The organism is Ekhidna sp., assembly GCF_965227465.1.
Lineage (GTDB): Bacteria > Bacteroidota > Bacteroidia > Cytophagales > Cyclobacteriaceae > Ekhidna.
This window is the reverse complement of the sequence record NZ_OZ245746.1, coordinates 3,733,084-3,750,411: the sequence shown is the minus strand read 5'-3', so window position 1 is coordinate 3,750,411 and position 17,328 is coordinate 3,733,084. Positions and strand designations below refer to the sequence as shown.

Sequence of the window (17,328 nt, the reverse complement as noted above, 5' to 3'; positions counted from 1 at the left end):
GGCCTTCGGAGGGCCTTTTTTGATTTCAACTAGTTCAGGGTATAAATGAGATATGAACTAACTTCGGTTTTATTTTAAATCCAAAAGGAGTCGAGTTTCCAGAATAATCATAAAAAAAACATAAATATTTATATATGTATTTAATTAAAGAAGTGAGTATTGTTAATGAAGGAGAAATCAGGGTAGGAGATGTACTCATTAAAAATGATGTGATTGAAAAAATAGGACAGGGGTTGGAGTGCCCCGAAAGATGCGTGGAGATAGATGGAAACGGACTTCATCTTTTCCCCGGAGTGATTGACGATCAGGTACATTTTCGAGAGCCCGGATTGACTCATAAGGGAAACATTTTTACTGAGTCAAGAGCGGCGGTAGCTGGAGGGGTCACTTCTTTTATGGAAATGCCAAATGTGAATCCACAAACAGTCACACAGGAACTACTTGAAGCCAAATACGAAATAGGCGCAAGGAATTCGTTAGCCAATTACTCGTTTTACATGGGTAGCACCAATACCAACCTGGATGAGGTGTTAAAAACAGATCCAAACTCTGTGTGTGGAATAAAAATATTCATGGGATCCTCAACTGGAAATATGCTGGTTGATGATCAGAAAACCCTAGAAAATATTTTCAGGAATGCGCCAATTTTGATTGCCACACATTGTGAGGATGAGGCTACCATCCGAGCAAACACCGAAGAATTTGTCAAAAAGTATGGCGAAGAGATTCCGTTTAAATATCATCCGATCATTAGAAGTGAAGAAGCCTGTTATCTCTCTTCTTCTAAAGCCATCGAGCTTGCAAAGAAGAATAATACTCGACTTCACATACTTCACATTTCTACAGGCAAGGAAACACATCTATTTTCCAATGAAGAACCTTTAGGTCAAAAGCGGATTACTTCGGAAGCATGTATTCATCACCTTTGGTTCTCAGATCAGGATTATGATGAAAAAGGAGCATTCATTAAATGGAATCCAGCGGTGAAAACGGCAACTGATCGAGATGAAATATGGAAGGCCTTGCTGGATAATCGCATTGATGTGATAGCCACAGACCATGCTCCACACACGCTTGAAGAGAAGCAAAACTCGTATTTAAAAGCACCATCTGGCGGGCCGTTAATTCAGCACACGCTGGTGGCCATGCTGGACTTTTATCATGAGGGAAAAATATCGCTGGAACGAATTGCAGAAAAAATGAGTCATGCCGTCGCTGAATGCTTTGAGGTAAAGGATCGAGGGTACATCAGAGAAGGGTACAAAGCAGATTTAGCTCTGGTAAATCTCGACAGTCCCTGGACAGTGGCGAAAGAGAATATTCGAGCAAAATGCGGATGGTCCCCTTTCGACGGACATCAATTTAAGTCGTCAATTGAAAAGACGTTTATTTCCGGTCACCTTGCTTACAGCGAAGGCAAACTGGATGAAAGTAAGCTTGGTCAGCGACTTTCATTTGATAGAAAATAATCGTTTGTAGATTTCATTAGTGGTATTACCTTTGCAGTCCTTTTCAGGAATACCTGAAAATACACGGTGGTTGTAGCTCAGTTGGTTAGAGCATCGGTTTGTGGTACCGAGGGTCGTGGGTTCGAGCCCCATCTTCCACCCAAAAATTAAAAGCAGTTGCTTAGTGCAGCTGCTTTTTTTATTTACTACCTCTATAATTAATGTAGATTTTAGCGGTCGACTAGTTAGGTCAATTGTCATTCTTAAGGAGGTCTAGAATTAGTGCATATTTCAGGGTAGTCTCTGCCAGGCTTGCATATCTGCCAGAAGCTCCCCCATGTCCGGCTGAAAAATCAGTCCTTAAGAAGATCTTATTCTCATCTGTTTTCATCGACCGAAGTTTTGCCACCATTTTAGCCGGCTCCCAATACCCCACCCGTGAATCGTTGATTGCAGTAAGAAATAGCATATTTGGATATGCCTGCTCCTCCACATTGTCGTAAGGGGAGTAAGACTTAATGTATTTAAAGTACTTTTTTTCATTAGGGTTCCCCCACTCAGAGTACTCTTGTCTTGTAAGAGGCAACTTTTCGTCAAGCATGGTATTCACTACATCTACAAAAGGCACATCTAGAATCACGAGCTTGAATAGGTCCGGTCTGCTGTTTGTGATAGCTCCCATCAAAAGTCCACCGGCACTACCCCCTTCGGCAATTACTTTACCTTTTTCACCGAACCCTTCTGCTATTAAATGCTCCGTACAAGAAATGAAATCCGTAAATGTGTTTTTCTTTTTGAGCATCTTTCCCTCTTTGTACCAATTATCTCCAAGCTCACCACCACCCCTTACATGAGCGATTGCATAGACAAACCCTTTTTGTAACAGCGGCGCAATGTTTGGCATGTAACCGGGAGAGTTTCCGGACCCATATGAACCATACCCTGTGATAAACAATGTCGGGTTCTTTCCAGCTTTTCTTAGATTTTTAACTAACCGCTTGTTGTAGATTAAGGTAATAGGAATCTCGGTTCCATCTTTAGCTTCTGCGTAAACGACTTCAACCGTAGAAAACCACGCAGGTGAAAATTTACCCACTGATTTCAGTCGTTTAAATTTCTTTTCTTCCATGTCATAATCCAGGATGGTAAGTGGGCGATTATAACTGGCTTTGCTAATCTGCAGGGTGTCTGTGTCAAATTCGTTATTCTCTCCAAGGTAGACCGCCTGATTTTTCATTTGCTTGATATAGTGCGATTTTCCATCCAATCGATTCACTACTTTTATTTTATAGTCCAAACCATGACGTTCATGATAAACCATCCACTTTTTGAAAGGCAGGATGGAGAGAATTTGAACCTCTTTGCTGGTGGGAACCACTTCTTCCCAATATTTCTTTTCGAATTTTGACGTGTCCACTGTCATGATTCGATTATTCTCGGCTTGATCATTTGTGACAACATAAAATTTATCTTCAAAATGGGCCACACTGTATCTATGCTCGGCCTTTCGTGGAGAGATGATTCGGAATTTCCCATATGGATTCGTTAAGTGAAGGAACCGAACCTCATTCTCATCTTTTCCATAGATATTGATAAAAGCGAATTGTTTGCTGCGAGATTTAGAAACACCAACAGAGAAAGCCTTGTCACGCTCTTCATATATCATTGTTTCCACGCCAGAGAAGATGTTAAACCGATAGATTTTGGAAGATCGAAATGTGGGCTGCTCCACTTTCGTATATAAAATTGTAGAGTCGGTTAGCCACACCAGACCAGAGGTGTATTCAATTTTCCTAGGGAGTGTTTGATTATCATCAAGGTTCTTGAAATGGACATCCCACTTATCATTTCCAGTGGTATTGATGGAGTAAGCAGCTATTTTTCCCGAGGGGTTTACACTTAATCCACCGAAATTAAAATAGCCATGGTCTTCAGCCATTTGGTTTAGGTCAAAGAGTAGTTCCTTTGATTCTTCCCCAACCTTTTTACGGTAATAATTAGGATACTCTTGCTCTGGGGCATATTTCAAGAAATATTCATAGCCACCTTCTTTAGAAGGAAGAGATTCATAGTCTTCATCTATGTAAGATTTTAGTTCTTTAAAAATTTCTCGTTGTAAAGGCTTCAGAGGTTTTAGGTAATTATTGGTATAGCCATTTTCTTTAGCCAGGTAGCTCATTACTTCCTCATTGCCCATGGGATTCTTCGTGTCTTTCATCCAGGCATAGTTATCTACCAATTTCTGGCCGTGGATATCAATAGTTTCCGGCTCTTTTTTTGCTACCGGAGGTTTCAGCGTTGTATCTCTGACTAGTTTATATGCAAACTGCTTGATGAGTGGAGTCTCTTCACTCATGGCCACCAGAATTTCTTCAGGCACCTTAGATTCTGCATGCTCTGTTTCATGCTTGGCCCAGAATGGTGTATTGTATCCTTCAGGATAATCAAAGAGAAAATTGTAATCCGAGTTAGCAAAATTTTCACTTGGAGGCACAGCTTTTTTCTCTTCACCTACTTTCGTGTCGTAGGTATAAAACTCAGAAATGGCAGCATATGGGATTCTTCTGTCGGTAGCGGTATCTTCTACAATAAACTCGTCTGAATGAAGCAAATAATCCAGCACATATTTTCCATTCTTTTTCATGTATTTGCTGGTTACGGAAAAGTCAAAATGCCGAATGGACCAACCTCTATAGCCGCAGATGTACTGTTTATATTCCGGAGGAACAGAGTATTTAATTTCAGTAATTGCTAAATCCTCCTTTTTAATCAAGAGACTGCCACCAAGCTTATATTCGTTGTTAAATGGACGTTTTTTTGCGCCCATTTTTTCAGCACCTATGGCAGGCTGAAAATTGATTAAATAGTACCCCTCACCTTGCTTTTCAACTTCCAGCATCGTGTAAGTGTATTTGGAAAACTTAGTCATGAAGTTTTTCAGATACTTTATTCGATCCTTAGTCAGGGCACTCAATGGACCCCCCTGGATATTTGCGTATAGCCGGGTTGTATTTAGGTCATCACTGGATTTAGACTCAATGATTTCTGCTTTTTCTCCTTTTAAGACACTTTGGTGAAAATGCCACCTGTGAAGAGAAGAGGAGCGGGAGGTGAAACTCCCGATGGTGGTAAGTCCGGATAGATTTGCCGGTTGTTCAAACTTCTTCTTTTTTGCCTCCTTGTCAGAATAAGGTTTCAGATCTAATACGAATGACGCATCTGCATACTTTACGGGCTTATCATTTTCTTTAACATACTCACGGTAATAGCCTTTCAGGTTAAAGGGCTCATCCACATAATTTTCTGGAATTGCTTTAATGGCCTTCCGAAGAATACTTTTGGGGTTGAGGTCTCTTTTAGTACTTATCACCACAGTAAATAACTCGGTTACATCCGTTTCGAGATATATTTTGGAAAGACCCGAATAGTTATAGAGCGGAAGCTCAAAAGTTTTAAGGCCTACATAGGAAAACTCAAGGATACCTTCCGCATACTTTGATGGAATTCTAAGTGAAAATGTTCCATCATATTCAGTAACAGTCCCATACGCAACACCTTTTAGTTTAACATAAGCAAAAGGGACCGGCTCTTTTGTCTCTTCATAATAGACAGTGCCCTTAACAAGTTTGCCTTGAGCAATAAGTAGGTTTAACCCGAGGCAAATAGCCAGCAGGGTGATTAGTGATCTTTTCATGCAGGTGATAAGTTTATACCATCAGAAACGGGTGTTTGTAAGCTTTATTTTAGAAGTAATTAACTACCCTTTTAAATTGATGCAATTCTACTCTATAAGTTGCTTTGGCTATGTCTTTTATTTACTGAATCTTAAATGATAGGCTTGGTCTGAACTTTCTTATCCCATTTTTTGCCTGCAAGAGAAATAAGCGGAGTGCCAATAACTCCAGGGAGTACCCACAATAACCATTGATAGCTGCTACCAGGCATGAACAAATTTGGGTTTTGAACTGCAAAAGCGGTAATTGCGGCAATGTAACTCCCACCCATAGCCCCAATGTGTTGCCTGAGCCACCAGTGCTTTTCAAGCTCTGGTTTTTGAATGAAAAACCGTAAATCTTGAAATCCATTGAGTAGTGTGAAAAACCCAAATAGGCCGCACAGGAAGGCTAAAATGGTGTTGGGAGTATTTAGAAAAAGATGGATACCATAAATGATAATTCCTATACCAAAAAGACTGGTAACGATAGAGACAGCCCAGTCGTACCATTTTTCTGAGCCAACTTTTTTTCTTCTAAGAACTCTGATACCAACAAAAGAGGAATGAAAGGTCAGCACAGCGATCACCATTAGAAACGCGCTAAACCGATAAAAAAAGATGATGCTCCAGGCGCTTAGGCAAATCCACCACATGGCGGCCACATAAATCTTTCCCAAAAGAATGTGGTTTTTGCCTCCTTTACGATTAAACATCTGAATTAAGCCAAGGGTTAGAACCGTTCCTCCACAGAGAACGTGAGATATAATAAGAAACTTTTCCATCTTTCTTTTTTAAGCAATTCAAGTCATAATAAGTGCAATTCAAAAAATTGATGAACTGAACCGTCGATTTTTCATGATGAATTGTTAACCTGACTATATCTTGGCTTTATGTATCAGTTTTTGTCTCGTGTTTCTAACAAATATTTCAAGAATCATCACCACACACTTTTCAAGGTGTTCTTTAATATATCTCCGATGTATCGAAGGTCAACAGGTAAGATTATATCTGTCACTAAAGATCTAAGTAGAATTGAAATTAAAATTCCGCTTTCATATAAAAACAAGAATTATGTAGGAACGATATTTGGTGGAAGTCTTTTTTCAGCTACGGATCCAATTTACATGGTACAGTTAATTCAGCTGCTAGGGAGAGACTATGTGGTTTGGGACAAGTCATCTTCGGTGAAATTTAAACGTCCCGCGAACTCAGATGCCTTCGCTGTTTTTGAGTTTACTGAGGAGGAGATTACCCAACTAAAAACAGACATTAAAGAGGAGAAAGAGTTGGCCCTTGTTAAAATGGTTTATCTCAAAAGCAAAGAAGGTAAGATCTTTTGTGAAATTGAGAAAACGATCTATGTGGCTGATAAAGCTTACTATAAAGAAAAAAGAAAGAAGCGATCTAACTCTTAATTGGCATTCTTTTGAACTCTTTCGTTCGATCAAATAGGTAGCGATAGGTATGATGGGTCTTGACCACATCTCCACCAACTTGCTCCACTACTTTGATCATTTTAGGATTGAAATCACCAATCCAATTCATCTCCAGTTGCTCATATCTCGTATAGGTTTCCTGCACCACATCTCTGATCGCCAAAATAATTGCACCATCCACCCCTTTGCCTTGATGTTCCGGTGAAATACCAAATACTAATCCGATCATTTTCTTGTTCGTCTTCATCAGTTTGTGATAAAGAAACTTGAGCTTACCAATCAAGTCTAATTTTCCATTGACATGCTTAAAAACCTGATTTAATTCTGGAATATTTATGTAGAAACCAACCGGCTGATCTTTGTGGTAGCCAAACCACATAATCTTTTCATCCATTATTGGCTTCATTTTTTTGATAATCGCATTGGCTTGAACGGAAGACATCTCCGCTACTCCGGGATGTCGCGCCCAGGCATCATTGTAGACGGTCCTAAAATCCTCTGCATATTTTTTCAGATGCTTTTTCTCAATATGCTTAAATGTATAATTTTCATTTTTTTGAGCGACCTCTGCTTTTTCATAAAGTCGATCACTGAGCGGATCCATTACCTCTCTTCCGAATGTGAATTGTTTGAAATACAATTCGAATCCATAGTTCTCAAATAGCTCTTGATAGTAGGGAAAATTATAATTGCACTGGTAATTTGGGGGGCGATCAAACCCATCGACGAGTAAGCCCCACCAATTGTCTCGATCACCAAAATTAATCGGTCCGTCCATCGCCTCAACTTCTTTATTCTCCAACCAGTTTTTACCGGTATTGAATAGGAGATCAGCTGCTGCCTGATCGTTGATACACTCAAAAAACCCTACTCCACCTGTGGGTTGATCATTGTCTTTATTGACTGTTTTTTTGTTAATAAATGCAGCAATTCTTCCAATAACCTCACCAGTATCATTTTTGAGTATCCATCTGGTGCATTCACCATGCCTAAAATATTTGTTTACATCTGGATTGAACACACCTTCAATGTCCTTATCCAAGGGACGAATCCAGGCGGACTCATTCTTGTAAAGTCTGATTGGGAACTGTAAAAATCCCCTTGCTGTTTTTTTATCCTTGACTTCAATGATGTGCATGATGCAAATTTTTGACAAATAAAAGCACTAATCTATCAGGAAGAAAATAGCACCTTGATTCAATCTTAAGAAATGTATTTAAAGAAGATCAAATTATGAGAAAAAGAATAATTGTAACCGGAGGTAATCGGGGAATTGGAAAAGAGATCTGTAAGCAACTGGTGTCCATGGGGCATGATGTTTTTTTAACTGGCAGAAATATTCAAAAAGGTGAAGATGCAGCGTTAGAGGTTGGAGCTAAATTTAGACAGTTGGATGTTTCAAATGGCGAACATATAAATGAATTTATTCACAAGTTCAAAGATGAAGTTGGAGGTCTTGATGTGTTGATTAATAATGCCGGAATCTTAATTGATTCAGGCATGGATGTGATGAATATTGATTTTGATGTAGTTCATAAAACCAGCGAAACTAATCTATACGGCCCGTGGAGGTTGATCCAGGGACTACTGCCTTTACTTGAAAAGTCGGCTAACGGAAGAGTGATTAATATATCGAGTGGAATGGGGGCAATTCAAGACCTGTCCAATGACCATCCCGCCTATCGAATTTCTAAAACGGCCTTAAATGCTTTAACACTCATGGTTCACTCACATGCTGGAAGTCTGATTAACGTTAATGCCATGTGTCCGGGCTGGGTGCGCACGGATATGGGCGGTTCAGGAGCTTCAAGACCCGTGGAAAAGGGAGCTGAGACCGCAGTATGGCTGGCGACAGCAGAAGAAATACCTAATGGAAAATTTCTTAGAGATAAGACAGTGATTGACTGGTAGCTAACAGTCAATCACATCATTGCAAACTCGATTAATAGTATCCTCTGAAGCTTGATTTCCTGAAACTGAAACTGAGTCATTATTCTTTATAAACTTCACTATGAATCCTTTCAAGTCTCCAGTTAAATCAGGAAGCTCACCATTTACAACAATGGTTTCTTCCTCACCATAAAGCGTGAATGAAGTGACACTTTCCGGCTCTTGGATAGATATCCAGGTGTAAAACTCATCTACAAAAATGTCTGAGCTGGCATGAACGATAACTAAATCAAGCCTCAGCTCTTCTTGTGAGGCTCTGTTTGTGCCTTCACGTACAATTGCAGGCAGAATAGCAATGTTGTATTGATCTCTCTGAAATTCTCCCTCAGGAGGAGCGGCACATGAGGCAATTCCTCTACAAAGATCTTGATCACAACCAACGAAGGTGAGGAGTATGATTAGGGAAAATAAGGTCTTCATAAATGGTTCTTTAGATTACAGACCCATGATTGAGAACCTTGGTTGAATTGTTGTAAAAATGAGCTAGTCTACTTTGACGAAAGAATAATCATTTACATCCCAGTCGATAACTAATCCTCTACCAACTCCTTTGGCAACCTGATCCCCATATAGGTGATGCACCAAGTAAAGTGAAACATCATAGGACTTTGCTCCTCCCGCAGAGGTCAGCAGATTATCATCATGTACAAAAGTCACCCCTTCGTGTACGGTAAGACTCTGAAATGTCTCTCGATATTTTTGAATATCTGTTGGGAAGGTGGTGGACTCTTTTCCATCTACCAATCCGGCTTTTGCTAATACAAATGCGCCATCACAAAGTGACATTACATAATCAGCTTTTGATCCGATATCCGCAACCCAGCGAATAAGATTTTCATTTTCCAGGTCTGAATCCATATTATGTTCGGCGCTGGGCACAACCAAAATATCAATCTCAGGAAGATCCGGACTATCAAATGAATAGTGAGGAATTAGTTTGAGGCCCTCAAATGTAGTGACCGTATCCATCGTCTCATTTACCGTAAATACATTGATGCCGCCATCTGTGTGGAAGATGGTATGCTGGAAAATATCATAAGGTGCCATGAGTTCAGAATTATACACACCGTCAATCATCAAAAACCCCGCATTGAAGCTCTCCCCTATTGCAACAGGCTCAATTTGAATCGTTTCTTTTTGCTGAGGAGCCTGGCAGGCCACAACCAAAACAAGTAGATAGGGAAGATTTTTGATTCTCATGTCATTTTTAGTTTAAGCTTATCCCAGAGGGTCATATCTTCAAGATGAGATTTCATTTTTTCTCCCACTTTTTCAATGGCCTTTAAAGGTCTGATCATTACTTTGAATTCTGTGATTAATCCCTGCTCATTCCAGGTAATTATATCAACCCCATCGATGTGGATTCCATCAATCTCAGCATTAAATTCAAGTACAGCCTCTTTTTGATTCACCACTTCTTTCACATAATGAAAGCCTGCATCGTTGAACATTTTAGCGGCAGAAAGCAAATAAGCCATCACGACTTTACGACCTTTTTGTGGTTTGAAGAGGATGGGAGAGTAGAAAACGGCCTTTTTGTTCAGAATGGACTTAAGCAACTTAGCATCGCCGTTTTTGACGACCTCATGCCAGTTGTTAAGCAGCTCATTCATCGCTTACAGGCTGAATGCTTCTTTAATCTGATCTACGTAATCGAGCTTTTCCCAGGTAAATGTTTCCACCACCTTTTTCACTTCTTCCCCGCCATTTCCAAAGAAAGTTACTTGCTTTACCTCTGGTGTTCGGCCCATATGCCCATATGCTGCGGACTCAGAATAGATCGGTTCTTTAAGTTTTAATCTCTTGATAATATAAGCAGGCCGCATGTCGAAGATTTTCTCTACAATTTTAGCGATCTCACCATCATTCATTTCCACATTAGCGGTTCCGTAAGTATTTACATAAATGCCCATAGGCTCAGCAACACCAATGGCATATGATACCTGAACAAGAATCTCGTCTGCGACACCAGCGGCTACAAGGTTTTTGGCAATATGGCGAGTAGCATAAGCTGCAGATCTGTCTACTTTTGATGGATCCTTGCCTGAAAAAGCACCACCACCGTGAGCCCCTTTACCTCCATAAGTATCCACAATAATTTTTCTTCCTGTTAGCCCTGCGTCCCCATGAGGACCTCCAATGACAAACTTTCCGGTTGGATTAATGTGATAATTGATTTTGTCGTTAAATAGTGCTTGGTTTTGTTCTTTTAGTTTGGCTTTTACTCTTGGAATAAGGATGCTGATTACATCCTCCTTAATTTTCTTGAGCATGTTGTCTTCATTGTCAAACTCATCGTGTTGAGTAGAAACAACAATTGCATCAATCCGAATTGGCTGATTATTATCATCATATTCAATGGTTACCTGAGACTTAGCATCCGGTCTTAGGTAAGTCATTTCCTTCCCCTCTTTTCTGATGTCCGAAAGCTCCATCAAAATTCGATGCGACAGGTTTAATGCCAGAGGCATATAGTTATCAGTCTCCTTTGTTGCATAGCCAAACATCATCCCCTGGTCCCCTGCTCCTTGTTCATCTTCAGAAGCACGCTCTACTCCCTGGTTGATATCCGGGGATTGTTCATGGATGGCTGATATCACTCCACAAGAGTTACCATCAAACATATAAGCTCCTTTAGTATATCCAATTTTATTGATGACCTCACGAGCTATGTTTTGTACATCGATATATGCCTTGGTCTTTACTTCTCCAGCCAACGCTACAAGCCCAGTTGTAACCATGGTCTCACATGCCACCTTGCTATCAGGATCAAATGCCAGAAAATGATCTACAAGAGCATCAGAAATTTGATCGGCAATTTTATCTGGGTGTCCTTCACTTACGGATTCTGAAGTAAATAAGTATGGCATGTATATATCGTTTTGAATTGGCGGCAAATTTAGAAGATTCGCTGAACTCCTTTAAGGGAATTGACCAAAACTAAAAATAGCCGGAATTTTATGTATTTGAATGTCAGTCTTCTGCCATTTAGAAATGGGTTGCGTTAGGATTTTTTCGTTTGCCCCGGAGATATCTGCGGAGATACTTAAGAGCGTGTCTGGTCTGCATATTTTCAAAATATCCTTGATTAATTGCTGATTTCGGTAAGGGGTCTCCATAAATAGCTGGGTATATCCGCTCTGGCTTAATTTTTCCAGCTCCCTGATTTTCTGTTGCCGAGGAGATTTATCGATGGGTAGATAACCATGGAAAGTAAATTTCTGACCATTAAATCCAGATGCAATCAGAGCCATTTGGATGGAGGAGGTTCCAGGCATTGGAACAACCTGAATGTGCGTTTGATGTGCAAAACTTACGGCAAGGTTTCCAGGGTCGGCAAGGCATGGGACACCTGCTTCTGAGATGACAGCCATATCATTACCTTTTCGGATAGGCTCAAATAGCGGATACATCTGATCCCAATTAGATTTTTTGTCCAAAACTTGAAAATCCAAATCTTCGATGGTGATGCCTGCCCTTAGGCTGCTAATAAATCTTCTTGCCGTTCTTACGTTTTCAACAAAATAGTATTTAGTGTTTTTAAGCACCTCAGTTACCATTGGAGATATGAAAGAAGCATCATTATCAGAAGAGAGATAGGTCGGTATTAGGAACAGTTTACCTTGATTCATGCCCTTAAAAATTCAATTACGGTTTCTCCTAATTCATTTGGTTTTTCGGCGTGAACCCAATGTCCCGCATCTTTTATCGTGACGATTGTGGCATTTGGAAAGTGTTTTCGGATCAATTCGTGATCATCGGAGGTAATGTAGTCCGACTTTCCTCCTGCAATAAATAAAGAAGTTCCATCAAAGTTAACATCACCCTCAATGCCCTCACCCACGTTCTCAATAGCATGCTCAATGGCATTTACATTTAGCTTCCACTGAAAGCTTCCGTCTTTTTTACGGTCCAGATTCTTTAGAATAAACTGTCTAACGCCAAAATTGGATATTACCCTGGCCATTTGCTCATCGGCATCTTTTCTGTTTTCCAGATTTGCAATATCTACCGAATGAAACCCATCAAATATTTGCTGATGATGGGGCGCATAATATTTTGGAGCGATATCCACAATGATGAGCTTGTTAACTCTCTCAGCGTATTTTGTCGCCAGATGCATAGCTACCTTGCCACCCATTGAATGACCCAAAATATGAGCTTTGGTCAAGCTTTCATCATCCATCAGTTCTATTACATCTTCTACCATTACCTCATAATTAAAGTCATCACTATGTGGTGAGTTGCCATGGTTTCGCAGATCAACTAAGTAAACTTTGTAGGTCTCTGAAAAAACTTTTCCCAAAGTCTGCCAGTTATCAGATGACCCAAACACACCGTGCATTACGATGAGGGGCTCTCCCTGACCCATTGTTCTAAAATTTAGTTTCATGAAGTACAATTATGATAGTTAGTAAGAGGCAAAAAGGCTTTTTTGTTCATTTGATCTCAAAGAAATGGATTCGACTCAAAGATACATATTACCTTCACGGGCTTTATGAATCATATTTTGATCACATTAGAAGAGTGAATCATTATAAAGCGAAACCAGTTCATGAATTCAATTAGTACTTTTTTATCTGATGCAGTCAACTTTATTTGGGGGCCTCCATTATTAATTCTATTACTGGGAGGAGGATTTTTTCTGCTCGTCTATTCCAGGTTTTTGCCATTCAGATACCTTGTTCATGCGGTAAATATTTTAAGGGGAAAGTACGACAATCCGGATGATCCGGGAGAGATAAGTCATTTTGAGGCATTATCGGGAGCACTCGCGGCAACCATTGGAATGGGAAACATTAGTGGTGTAGCACTTGCTATTGCTGCAGGGGGACCAGGAGCAATGTTTTGGATGTGGGTCAGTGCCTTTATTGGCATGGCTACTAAATTTTTTACCTGCACGCTTGCTGTACAGTTTAGAGGGAAAGATTCTATTGGAGAGCTACAGGGTGGACCCATGTATGTGATACGGGAGGCTATGGGCAAGAAATGGATGCCTTTGGCTGGTTTCTTTTGTGTTGCCGGATTTTTTGGAGCTACTCCGGTTTTTCAAACCAATCAGATGGTTGCGGTTTTTAAGAATGTGGTTCTGTTACCAGCAGGAGTTCAAGACTCTTTTTCAGTCAACCTTACAATCGGTATTGTTATCGCAGTGCTGGTAGCGATAGTGATTCTAGGGGGGATTAAGCGTATTGGGAACGTTGCATCGAAACTCGTTCCGTTTATGGTTGTGTTATTTGTGATTAGTGTTTTGACAATTATGATAACAAATCTTGGAGAGGTCATTCCATCATTAGTTTTCATAATCGAGGATGCCTTTACCGCTAAAGCGGTACTTGGTGGAGCTGTAGGAGCTGTGATTGTAGAAGGAGCCAAGAGAGCGGCCTTTTCGAATGAGGCAGGAATAGGGATGGCGCCACTTATGCACGGTGCTGCAAAAACAAAGGAGCCTGTCAGAGAAGGGCTGGTTGCTATGCTTGGGCCCGCCATTGATACGATTATTGTTTGTACGATGACTGGCTTATGTATTTTGATTACCGGAGTATGGAACAGTGGAGAAGCTGATGGTATCGTCATGACCGCAAAAGCATTTGAGTTAGGGTTACCAAACTTCGGTCCTTATGTATTAATGGTTTGTGTAATGGTTTTTGCGATCACCACCATTTTTGGATTGGCCTATTACGGACAAAAGTGTTTGTCATTCCTAATTGGAGCCAAGTATGGAAAGTATTTTTATTATTGGTATATCGCATTGGTACTCGTTGGCTCAGTTGCTTCATTAACCGATGTTGTTAATCTGGTTTTTGTAGCTTACGGACTAATGGCTGTTCCAACCATGATTTCTACCATTATACTAGCACCAAAAGTGATGGCAGCCACCAAGAAGTATTTTACGGAAATATATAAGTCATAATGATTTGGAATACTGGCACTTAGATGCAATATCTTTGCAGCCATTATCATTTTATAACGAATGAGAATTGTAATAGCAGGGGCAGGAGAGATGGGCTTCCATCTCGCAAAGCTTTTAACAGCAGAGGAGCAGGATATTGTAATCATTGATTCAAATCCCAGTGTGTTGGAATATGTTTCACAGCACCTGGACGTGAGTACGGTCAAGGGGAGTTCCACATCTCCACGAGTATTGAAGGAGGCCAATATTGGCAAAGCGGATCTTTTGATAGCGGTAACGTCCATTCAAGAAACGAATATCACTACGTGTCTTTTGGGGAAAAGCCTTGGGGCGAAAAGAACCATTGCTCGTATATCCAATGTAGAACTACTTCACTCAAGGGACGAATTAAACTTGAGTAATGTAGGAATTGATGAAATTATTTCCCCTGCATCGCTAGCAGCCAGAGAGATTAAACGGCTTTTAAAGCAATCTGCATTGACGGATACTTTCGAATTTGAAAAAGGAAGGCTGTCACTAGTCGGAGTAACTGTTGATGAAGGCTCGCAACTTTATGGGAAAACGCTAACAGAAACTGCGTATTTAAATCCTGATCATAATTTTACTACCGTTGCAATTCTACGGGATAACAAGACCATTATTCCTTATGGGGAAAATAAGTTTCAACATGGTGATCATGCGTATTTTATTGCCCAGCCAGACGGTATAGACAGGGTTACAGCACTTGCAGGAAAAGAAAGCTTTGAAATTAAAAATGTAATGATACTTGGAGCGAGCAAAGTGGGAATAAACACAGCTAAACTGCTCAGCAAAAAGTATAATATCAAAATCATAGAAGCAGATAAAGAGAAATGTCTTCACTTGGTGGACGAGCTTCCGGATACGATGATTATCAATGGTGATGGAAGAGATATCAATCTTTTAAAAGAGGAGAGCATTGACAGAATGGACGCTTTTGTGGCGTTAACAGAGAACTCTGAAACCAATATTATGGCATCCCTTCTTGCCAAAAATCAAGGCGTGAGAAAAACGATCGCGCTTGTTGAAAATGTAGATTACATTCATCTGTCTCAAAGCATAGGAATAGATACCTTAATCAATAAGAAGCTTATTGCGGCTAGCTTTATCTTCCGATACATAAGAAAAGGGGAGGTCTTGAACATTGCTGGTATTCATGGGGTGGATGCTGAAATCCTTGAGTTTGAAATTGGCGAAAGATGTAGGATCATGGAAAAGCCACTTAAGGATCTGGATTTCCCTCGTACAGCGATTGTTGGAGGAGTCATTCGGGAAGGAAAAGGTATTGCGGTTAGAGGAAATTTCGAATTCCAGCCAAAAGATCGGGTTGTAGTTCTATCTAAACCTGAATGTATAAAAAAAGTGGAAAGCTTCTTCAAGTAATAGATGCAGTTCAACTATAAGGTAATTTTCAAAGTAATCGGAATACTACTCCTCATCAACGGAGCATTCATGCTTACATGCTTGCCTTTTAGCTTTTACTATGGAGGACAAGATCACATCGCACTAATTTCCTCGGCGGGAGTTACCATAGGAGTGGGTGCTCTACTTTTCTTCCTAACACGAAACCTGAAAAGTAATGACCTAAGGAAGAAAGATGGGTACCTTATTGTTACGATGGGATGGCTATCAATGTCGTTTTTCGGATCACTCCCTTATATGTTTAGTGGCGCTATTCCAGACATTACAAATGCATTTTTTGAAACCCTTTCCGGGTTTTCAACAACAGGAGCAACAGTACTGACAGACATTGAATCTGTAGCAAAAGGAATTTTGTTTTGGAGAAGCCTGACTCAGTGGATTGGGGGAATGGGGATCATCGTACTTACAGTGGCCATTCTTCCTCTTTTAGGAATTGGAGGGATGCAACTATTTGTCGCTGAGGCCCCCGGGATTTCACCGGATAAACTTCAGCCAAGGATAAAAGAAACGGCCAAACGCCTATGGATTATTTATTGTGGCCTTACTTTGACGGAGCTGGTATTACTATGGGTTGGAGGAATGACATTCTATGATGCGATAAATCATAGCCTGACAACAATGGCCACAGGAGGTTTTTCAACCAAAAATGCAAGTATTGCTTACTACAGCGATCCATTTATCCAATATGTAATTATTGGTTTTATGTTTCTGGCGGGAACAAATTTCACTATGACCTATTTTGGTCTGCATGGAAATTTCAAAAAAGTCCTAAAGAACGAGGAGTTTAGGTTTTACTTTATCTTTTGTCTGTTCGTTTCATTGATAGTCGGTCTGATCATTTTCAATCTGGGTCATGATACCCTTGAAAAATCACTTCGTGATGCGCTCTTTCAGGTAGTTTCTCTGGTAACAACAACCGGATATGTAACACATGACTATACAGTCTGGACTTCCTTTCTCACCGTCCTTTTCTTCTTGCTCATGTTTGCTGGAGGATCAGCAGGGTCCACGGCGGGCGGAGTAAAACTCGTAAGACACATCCTGCTTATAAAGAACAGTTTACTAGAACTAAAGCGGATATTACATCCATCAGCCATTATACCGGTAAGATTCAATGGGAAGTCCGTAAGTCGGGACATTACATTCAATGTCCTGGCATTCATTATGATTTACATCCTAATCGTGTGCTTTGGCGCTATTTCAGTTTCTTCGTTTGGCATAGATTTTAATACGTCTTTAGGGGCAGTGGCAACTACCTTGGGTAACATTGGCCCGGGAATAGGAGACGTTGGACCCGTTGATAATTTTGCCCATCTTCCGATGGGGGTCAAATGGATTTTGTCTTTTATGATGCTCCTCGGAAGACTCGAGCTCTTTACTGTTCTTATTCTATTTACACCATATTTCTGGCGAAAAGTTTAACCC

General features: G+C 40.3%; 15 protein-coding genes and 1 tRNA gene. 7 read left to right on the top strand and 9 right to left on the bottom strand.

The window, feature by feature from the left end; all coding sequences use genetic code 11:
* The first annotated feature begins 134 nt into the window (after positions 1 to 134).
* Together ACO05G_RS16510 and ACO05G_RS16505 are read left to right on the top strand one after the other, a co-directional pair.
* Complete coding sequence (locus tag ACO05G_RS16510) at positions 135 to 1,469, top strand: dihydroorotase (RefSeq protein ID WP_421763740.1); 1,335 nt, start codon at positions 135 to 137, stop codon at positions 1,467 to 1,469.
* Positions 1,470 to 1,534: 65 nt separating this feature from the next.
* A tRNA-His gene (locus tag ACO05G_RS16505) sits at positions 1,535 to 1,610 on the top strand.
* A gap of 88 nt (positions 1,611 to 1,698) precedes the next feature.
* Here ACO05G_RS16505 and ACO05G_RS16500 read toward each other — a convergent pair.
* Both ACO05G_RS16500 and ACO05G_RS16495 read right to left on the bottom strand, forming a co-directional pair.
* Positions 1,699 to 5,142 carry a prolyl oligopeptidase family serine peptidase gene (locus tag ACO05G_RS16500; protein ID WP_421763739.1) on the bottom strand — a complete coding sequence of 1,148 codons (3,444 nt, stop codon included), beginning with the start codon at positions 5,140 to 5,142 and terminating at the stop codon, positions 1,699 to 1,701.
* Between the two features lie 131 nt (positions 5,143 to 5,273).
* Entirely contained in the window at positions 5,274 to 5,945 is a 672-nt protein-coding gene (locus ACO05G_RS16495; protein ID WP_421763738.1) for a hypothetical protein, read from the bottom strand.
* 108 nt (positions 5,946 to 6,053) lie between these two features.
* On the opposite strand from ACO05G_RS16495, the gene ACO05G_RS16490 reads away from it, so the two are divergent.
* Complete coding sequence (locus ACO05G_RS16490) at positions 6,054 to 6,578, top strand: DUF4442 domain-containing protein (protein ID WP_348283002.1); 525 nt, start codon at positions 6,054 to 6,056, stop codon at positions 6,576 to 6,578.
* Here ACO05G_RS16490 and ACO05G_RS16485 read toward each other — a convergent pair.
* Positions 6,568 to 7,737 carry a hypothetical protein gene (locus ACO05G_RS16485; protein WP_421763737.1) on the bottom strand — a complete coding sequence of 390 codons (1,170 nt, stop codon included), beginning with the start codon at positions 7,735 to 7,737 and terminating at the stop codon, positions 6,568 to 6,570. The two genes, ACO05G_RS16490 and ACO05G_RS16485, sit on opposite strands and share 11 nt — an antisense overlap.
* A gap of 95 nt (positions 7,738 to 7,832) precedes the next feature.
* On the opposite strand from ACO05G_RS16485, the gene ACO05G_RS16480 reads away from it, so the two are divergent.
* Complete coding sequence (locus ACO05G_RS16480) at positions 7,833 to 8,510, top strand: SDR family NAD(P)-dependent oxidoreductase (RefSeq protein ID WP_421763736.1); 678 nt, start codon at positions 7,833 to 7,835, stop codon at positions 8,508 to 8,510.
* Here the strand turns inward: ACO05G_RS16480 and ACO05G_RS16475 are convergent, their stop codons facing one another.
* From ACO05G_RS16475 to ACO05G_RS16450, 6 genes are all read right to left on the bottom strand, one after another.
* Positions 8,511 to 8,969, bottom strand: a complete 459-nt coding sequence (locus ACO05G_RS16475) for a hypothetical protein (protein WP_421763735.1) — start codon at positions 8,967 to 8,969, stop codon at positions 8,511 to 8,513.
* A 63-nt stretch (positions 8,970 to 9,032) separates the two neighbouring features.
* Positions 9,033 to 9,749, bottom strand: coding sequence for a DJ-1/PfpI family protein (locus ACO05G_RS16470; RefSeq protein ID WP_421763734.1), 717 nt, complete (start codon positions 9,747 to 9,749; stop codon positions 9,033 to 9,035).
* On the bottom strand, positions 9,746 to 10,162 hold the full coding sequence (locus ACO05G_RS16465) for a nuclear transport factor 2 family protein (protein ID WP_421763733.1): 417 nt from the start codon (positions 10,160 to 10,162) through the stop codon (positions 9,746 to 9,748). Before ACO05G_RS16465 ends, ACO05G_RS16470 begins: the two co-directional genes overlap by 4 nt.
* A 3-nt stretch (positions 10,163 to 10,165) precedes the next feature.
* Complete coding sequence (gene metK, locus ACO05G_RS16460; RefSeq protein WP_421763732.1) at positions 10,166 to 11,419, bottom strand: methionine adenosyltransferase; 1,254 nt, start codon at positions 11,417 to 11,419, stop codon at positions 10,166 to 10,168.
* A 51-nt stretch (positions 11,420 to 11,470) separates the two neighbouring features.
* A complete protein-coding gene (locus ACO05G_RS16455) occupies positions 11,471 to 12,181 on the bottom strand; it encodes an SAM-dependent methyltransferase (protein WP_421763731.1) in 711 nt (236 codons plus the stop codon).
* Entirely contained in the window at positions 12,178 to 12,942 is a 765-nt protein-coding gene (locus ACO05G_RS16450) for an alpha/beta fold hydrolase (protein ID WP_421763730.1), read from the bottom strand. The genes ACO05G_RS16455 and ACO05G_RS16450 overlap by 4 nt, the downstream gene beginning before the upstream one ends.
* 162 nt (positions 12,943 to 13,104) lie before the next feature.
* Here ACO05G_RS16450 and ACO05G_RS16445 point away from each other — a divergent pair, with 162 nt between their 5' ends.
* The 3 genes from ACO05G_RS16445 to ACO05G_RS16435 are packed head-to-tail and all read left to right on the top strand — an operon-like array spanning position 13,105 to position 17,325.
* Positions 13,105 to 14,463, top strand: a complete 1,359-nt coding sequence (locus ACO05G_RS16445; RefSeq protein ID WP_421763729.1) for an alanine/glycine:cation symporter family protein — start codon at positions 13,105 to 13,107, stop codon at positions 14,461 to 14,463.
* A gap of 60 nt (positions 14,464 to 14,523) precedes the next feature.
* Positions 14,524 to 15,864 (top strand): Trk system potassium transporter TrkA, encoded by a 1,341-nt coding sequence (gene trkA, locus ACO05G_RS16440; RefSeq protein WP_348282992.1) that lies wholly within the window; start codon positions 14,524 to 14,526, stop codon positions 15,862 to 15,864.
* 3 nt (positions 15,865 to 15,867) lie between these two features.
* The gene (locus tag ACO05G_RS16435) at positions 15,868 to 17,325 is read left to right on the top strand and encodes a TrkH family potassium uptake protein (protein WP_421763728.1); all 1,458 of its coding nucleotides are present in this window, start codon (positions 15,868 to 15,870) and stop codon (positions 17,323 to 17,325) included.
* The last annotated feature ends 3 nt before the right edge of the window (positions 17,326 to 17,328 follow it).

Coding starts and splice junctions, on each gene's coding strand:
- ACO05G_RS16510 (WP_421763740.1), top strand. CDS start 135: ATGTATTTAATTAAAGAAGTGAGTATTGTTAATGAAGGAGAAATCAGG.
- ACO05G_RS16455 (WP_421763731.1), bottom strand. CDS start 12,181: ATGAATCAAGGTAAACTGTTCCTAATACCGACCTATCTCTCTTCTGAT.
- ACO05G_RS16485 (WP_421763737.1), bottom strand. CDS start 7,737: ATGCACATCATTGAAGTCAAGGATAAAAAAACAGCAAGGGGATTTTTA.
- metK (WP_421763732.1), bottom strand. CDS start 11,419: ATGCCATACTTATTTACTTCAGAATCCGTAAGTGAAGGACACCCAGAT.
- ACO05G_RS16465 (WP_421763733.1), bottom strand. CDS start 10,162: ATGAATGAGCTGCTTAACAACTGGCATGAGGTCGTCAAAAACGGCGAT.
- ACO05G_RS16500 (WP_421763739.1), bottom strand. CDS start 5,142: ATGAAAAGATCACTAATCACCCTGCTGGCTATTTGCCTCGGGTTAAAC.
- ACO05G_RS16495 (WP_421763738.1), bottom strand. CDS start 5,945: ATGGAAAAGTTTCTTATTATATCTCACGTTCTCTGTGGAGGAACGGTT.
- ACO05G_RS16450 (WP_421763730.1), bottom strand. CDS start 12,942: ATGAAACTAAATTTTAGAACAATGGGTCAGGGAGAGCCCCTCATCGTA.
- ACO05G_RS16470 (WP_421763734.1), bottom strand. CDS start 9,749: ATGAGAATCAAAAATCTTCCCTATCTACTTGTTTTGGTTGTGGCCTGC.
- ACO05G_RS16475 (WP_421763735.1), bottom strand. CDS start 8,969: ATGAAGACCTTATTTTCCCTAATCATACTCCTCACCTTCGTTGGTTGT.
- trkA (WP_348282992.1), top strand. CDS start 14,524: ATGAGAATTGTAATAGCAGGGGCAGGAGAGATGGGCTTCCATCTCGCA.
- ACO05G_RS16490 (WP_348283002.1), top strand. CDS start 6,054: ATGTATCAGTTTTTGTCTCGTGTTTCTAACAAATATTTCAAGAATCAT.
- ACO05G_RS16480 (WP_421763736.1), top strand. CDS start 7,833: ATGAGAAAAAGAATAATTGTAACCGGAGGTAATCGGGGAATTGGAAAA.
- ACO05G_RS16445 (WP_421763729.1), top strand. CDS start 13,105: ATGAATTCAATTAGTACTTTTTTATCTGATGCAGTCAACTTTATTTGG.
- ACO05G_RS16435 (WP_421763728.1), top strand. CDS start 15,868: ATGCAGTTCAACTATAAGGTAATTTTCAAAGTAATCGGAATACTACTC.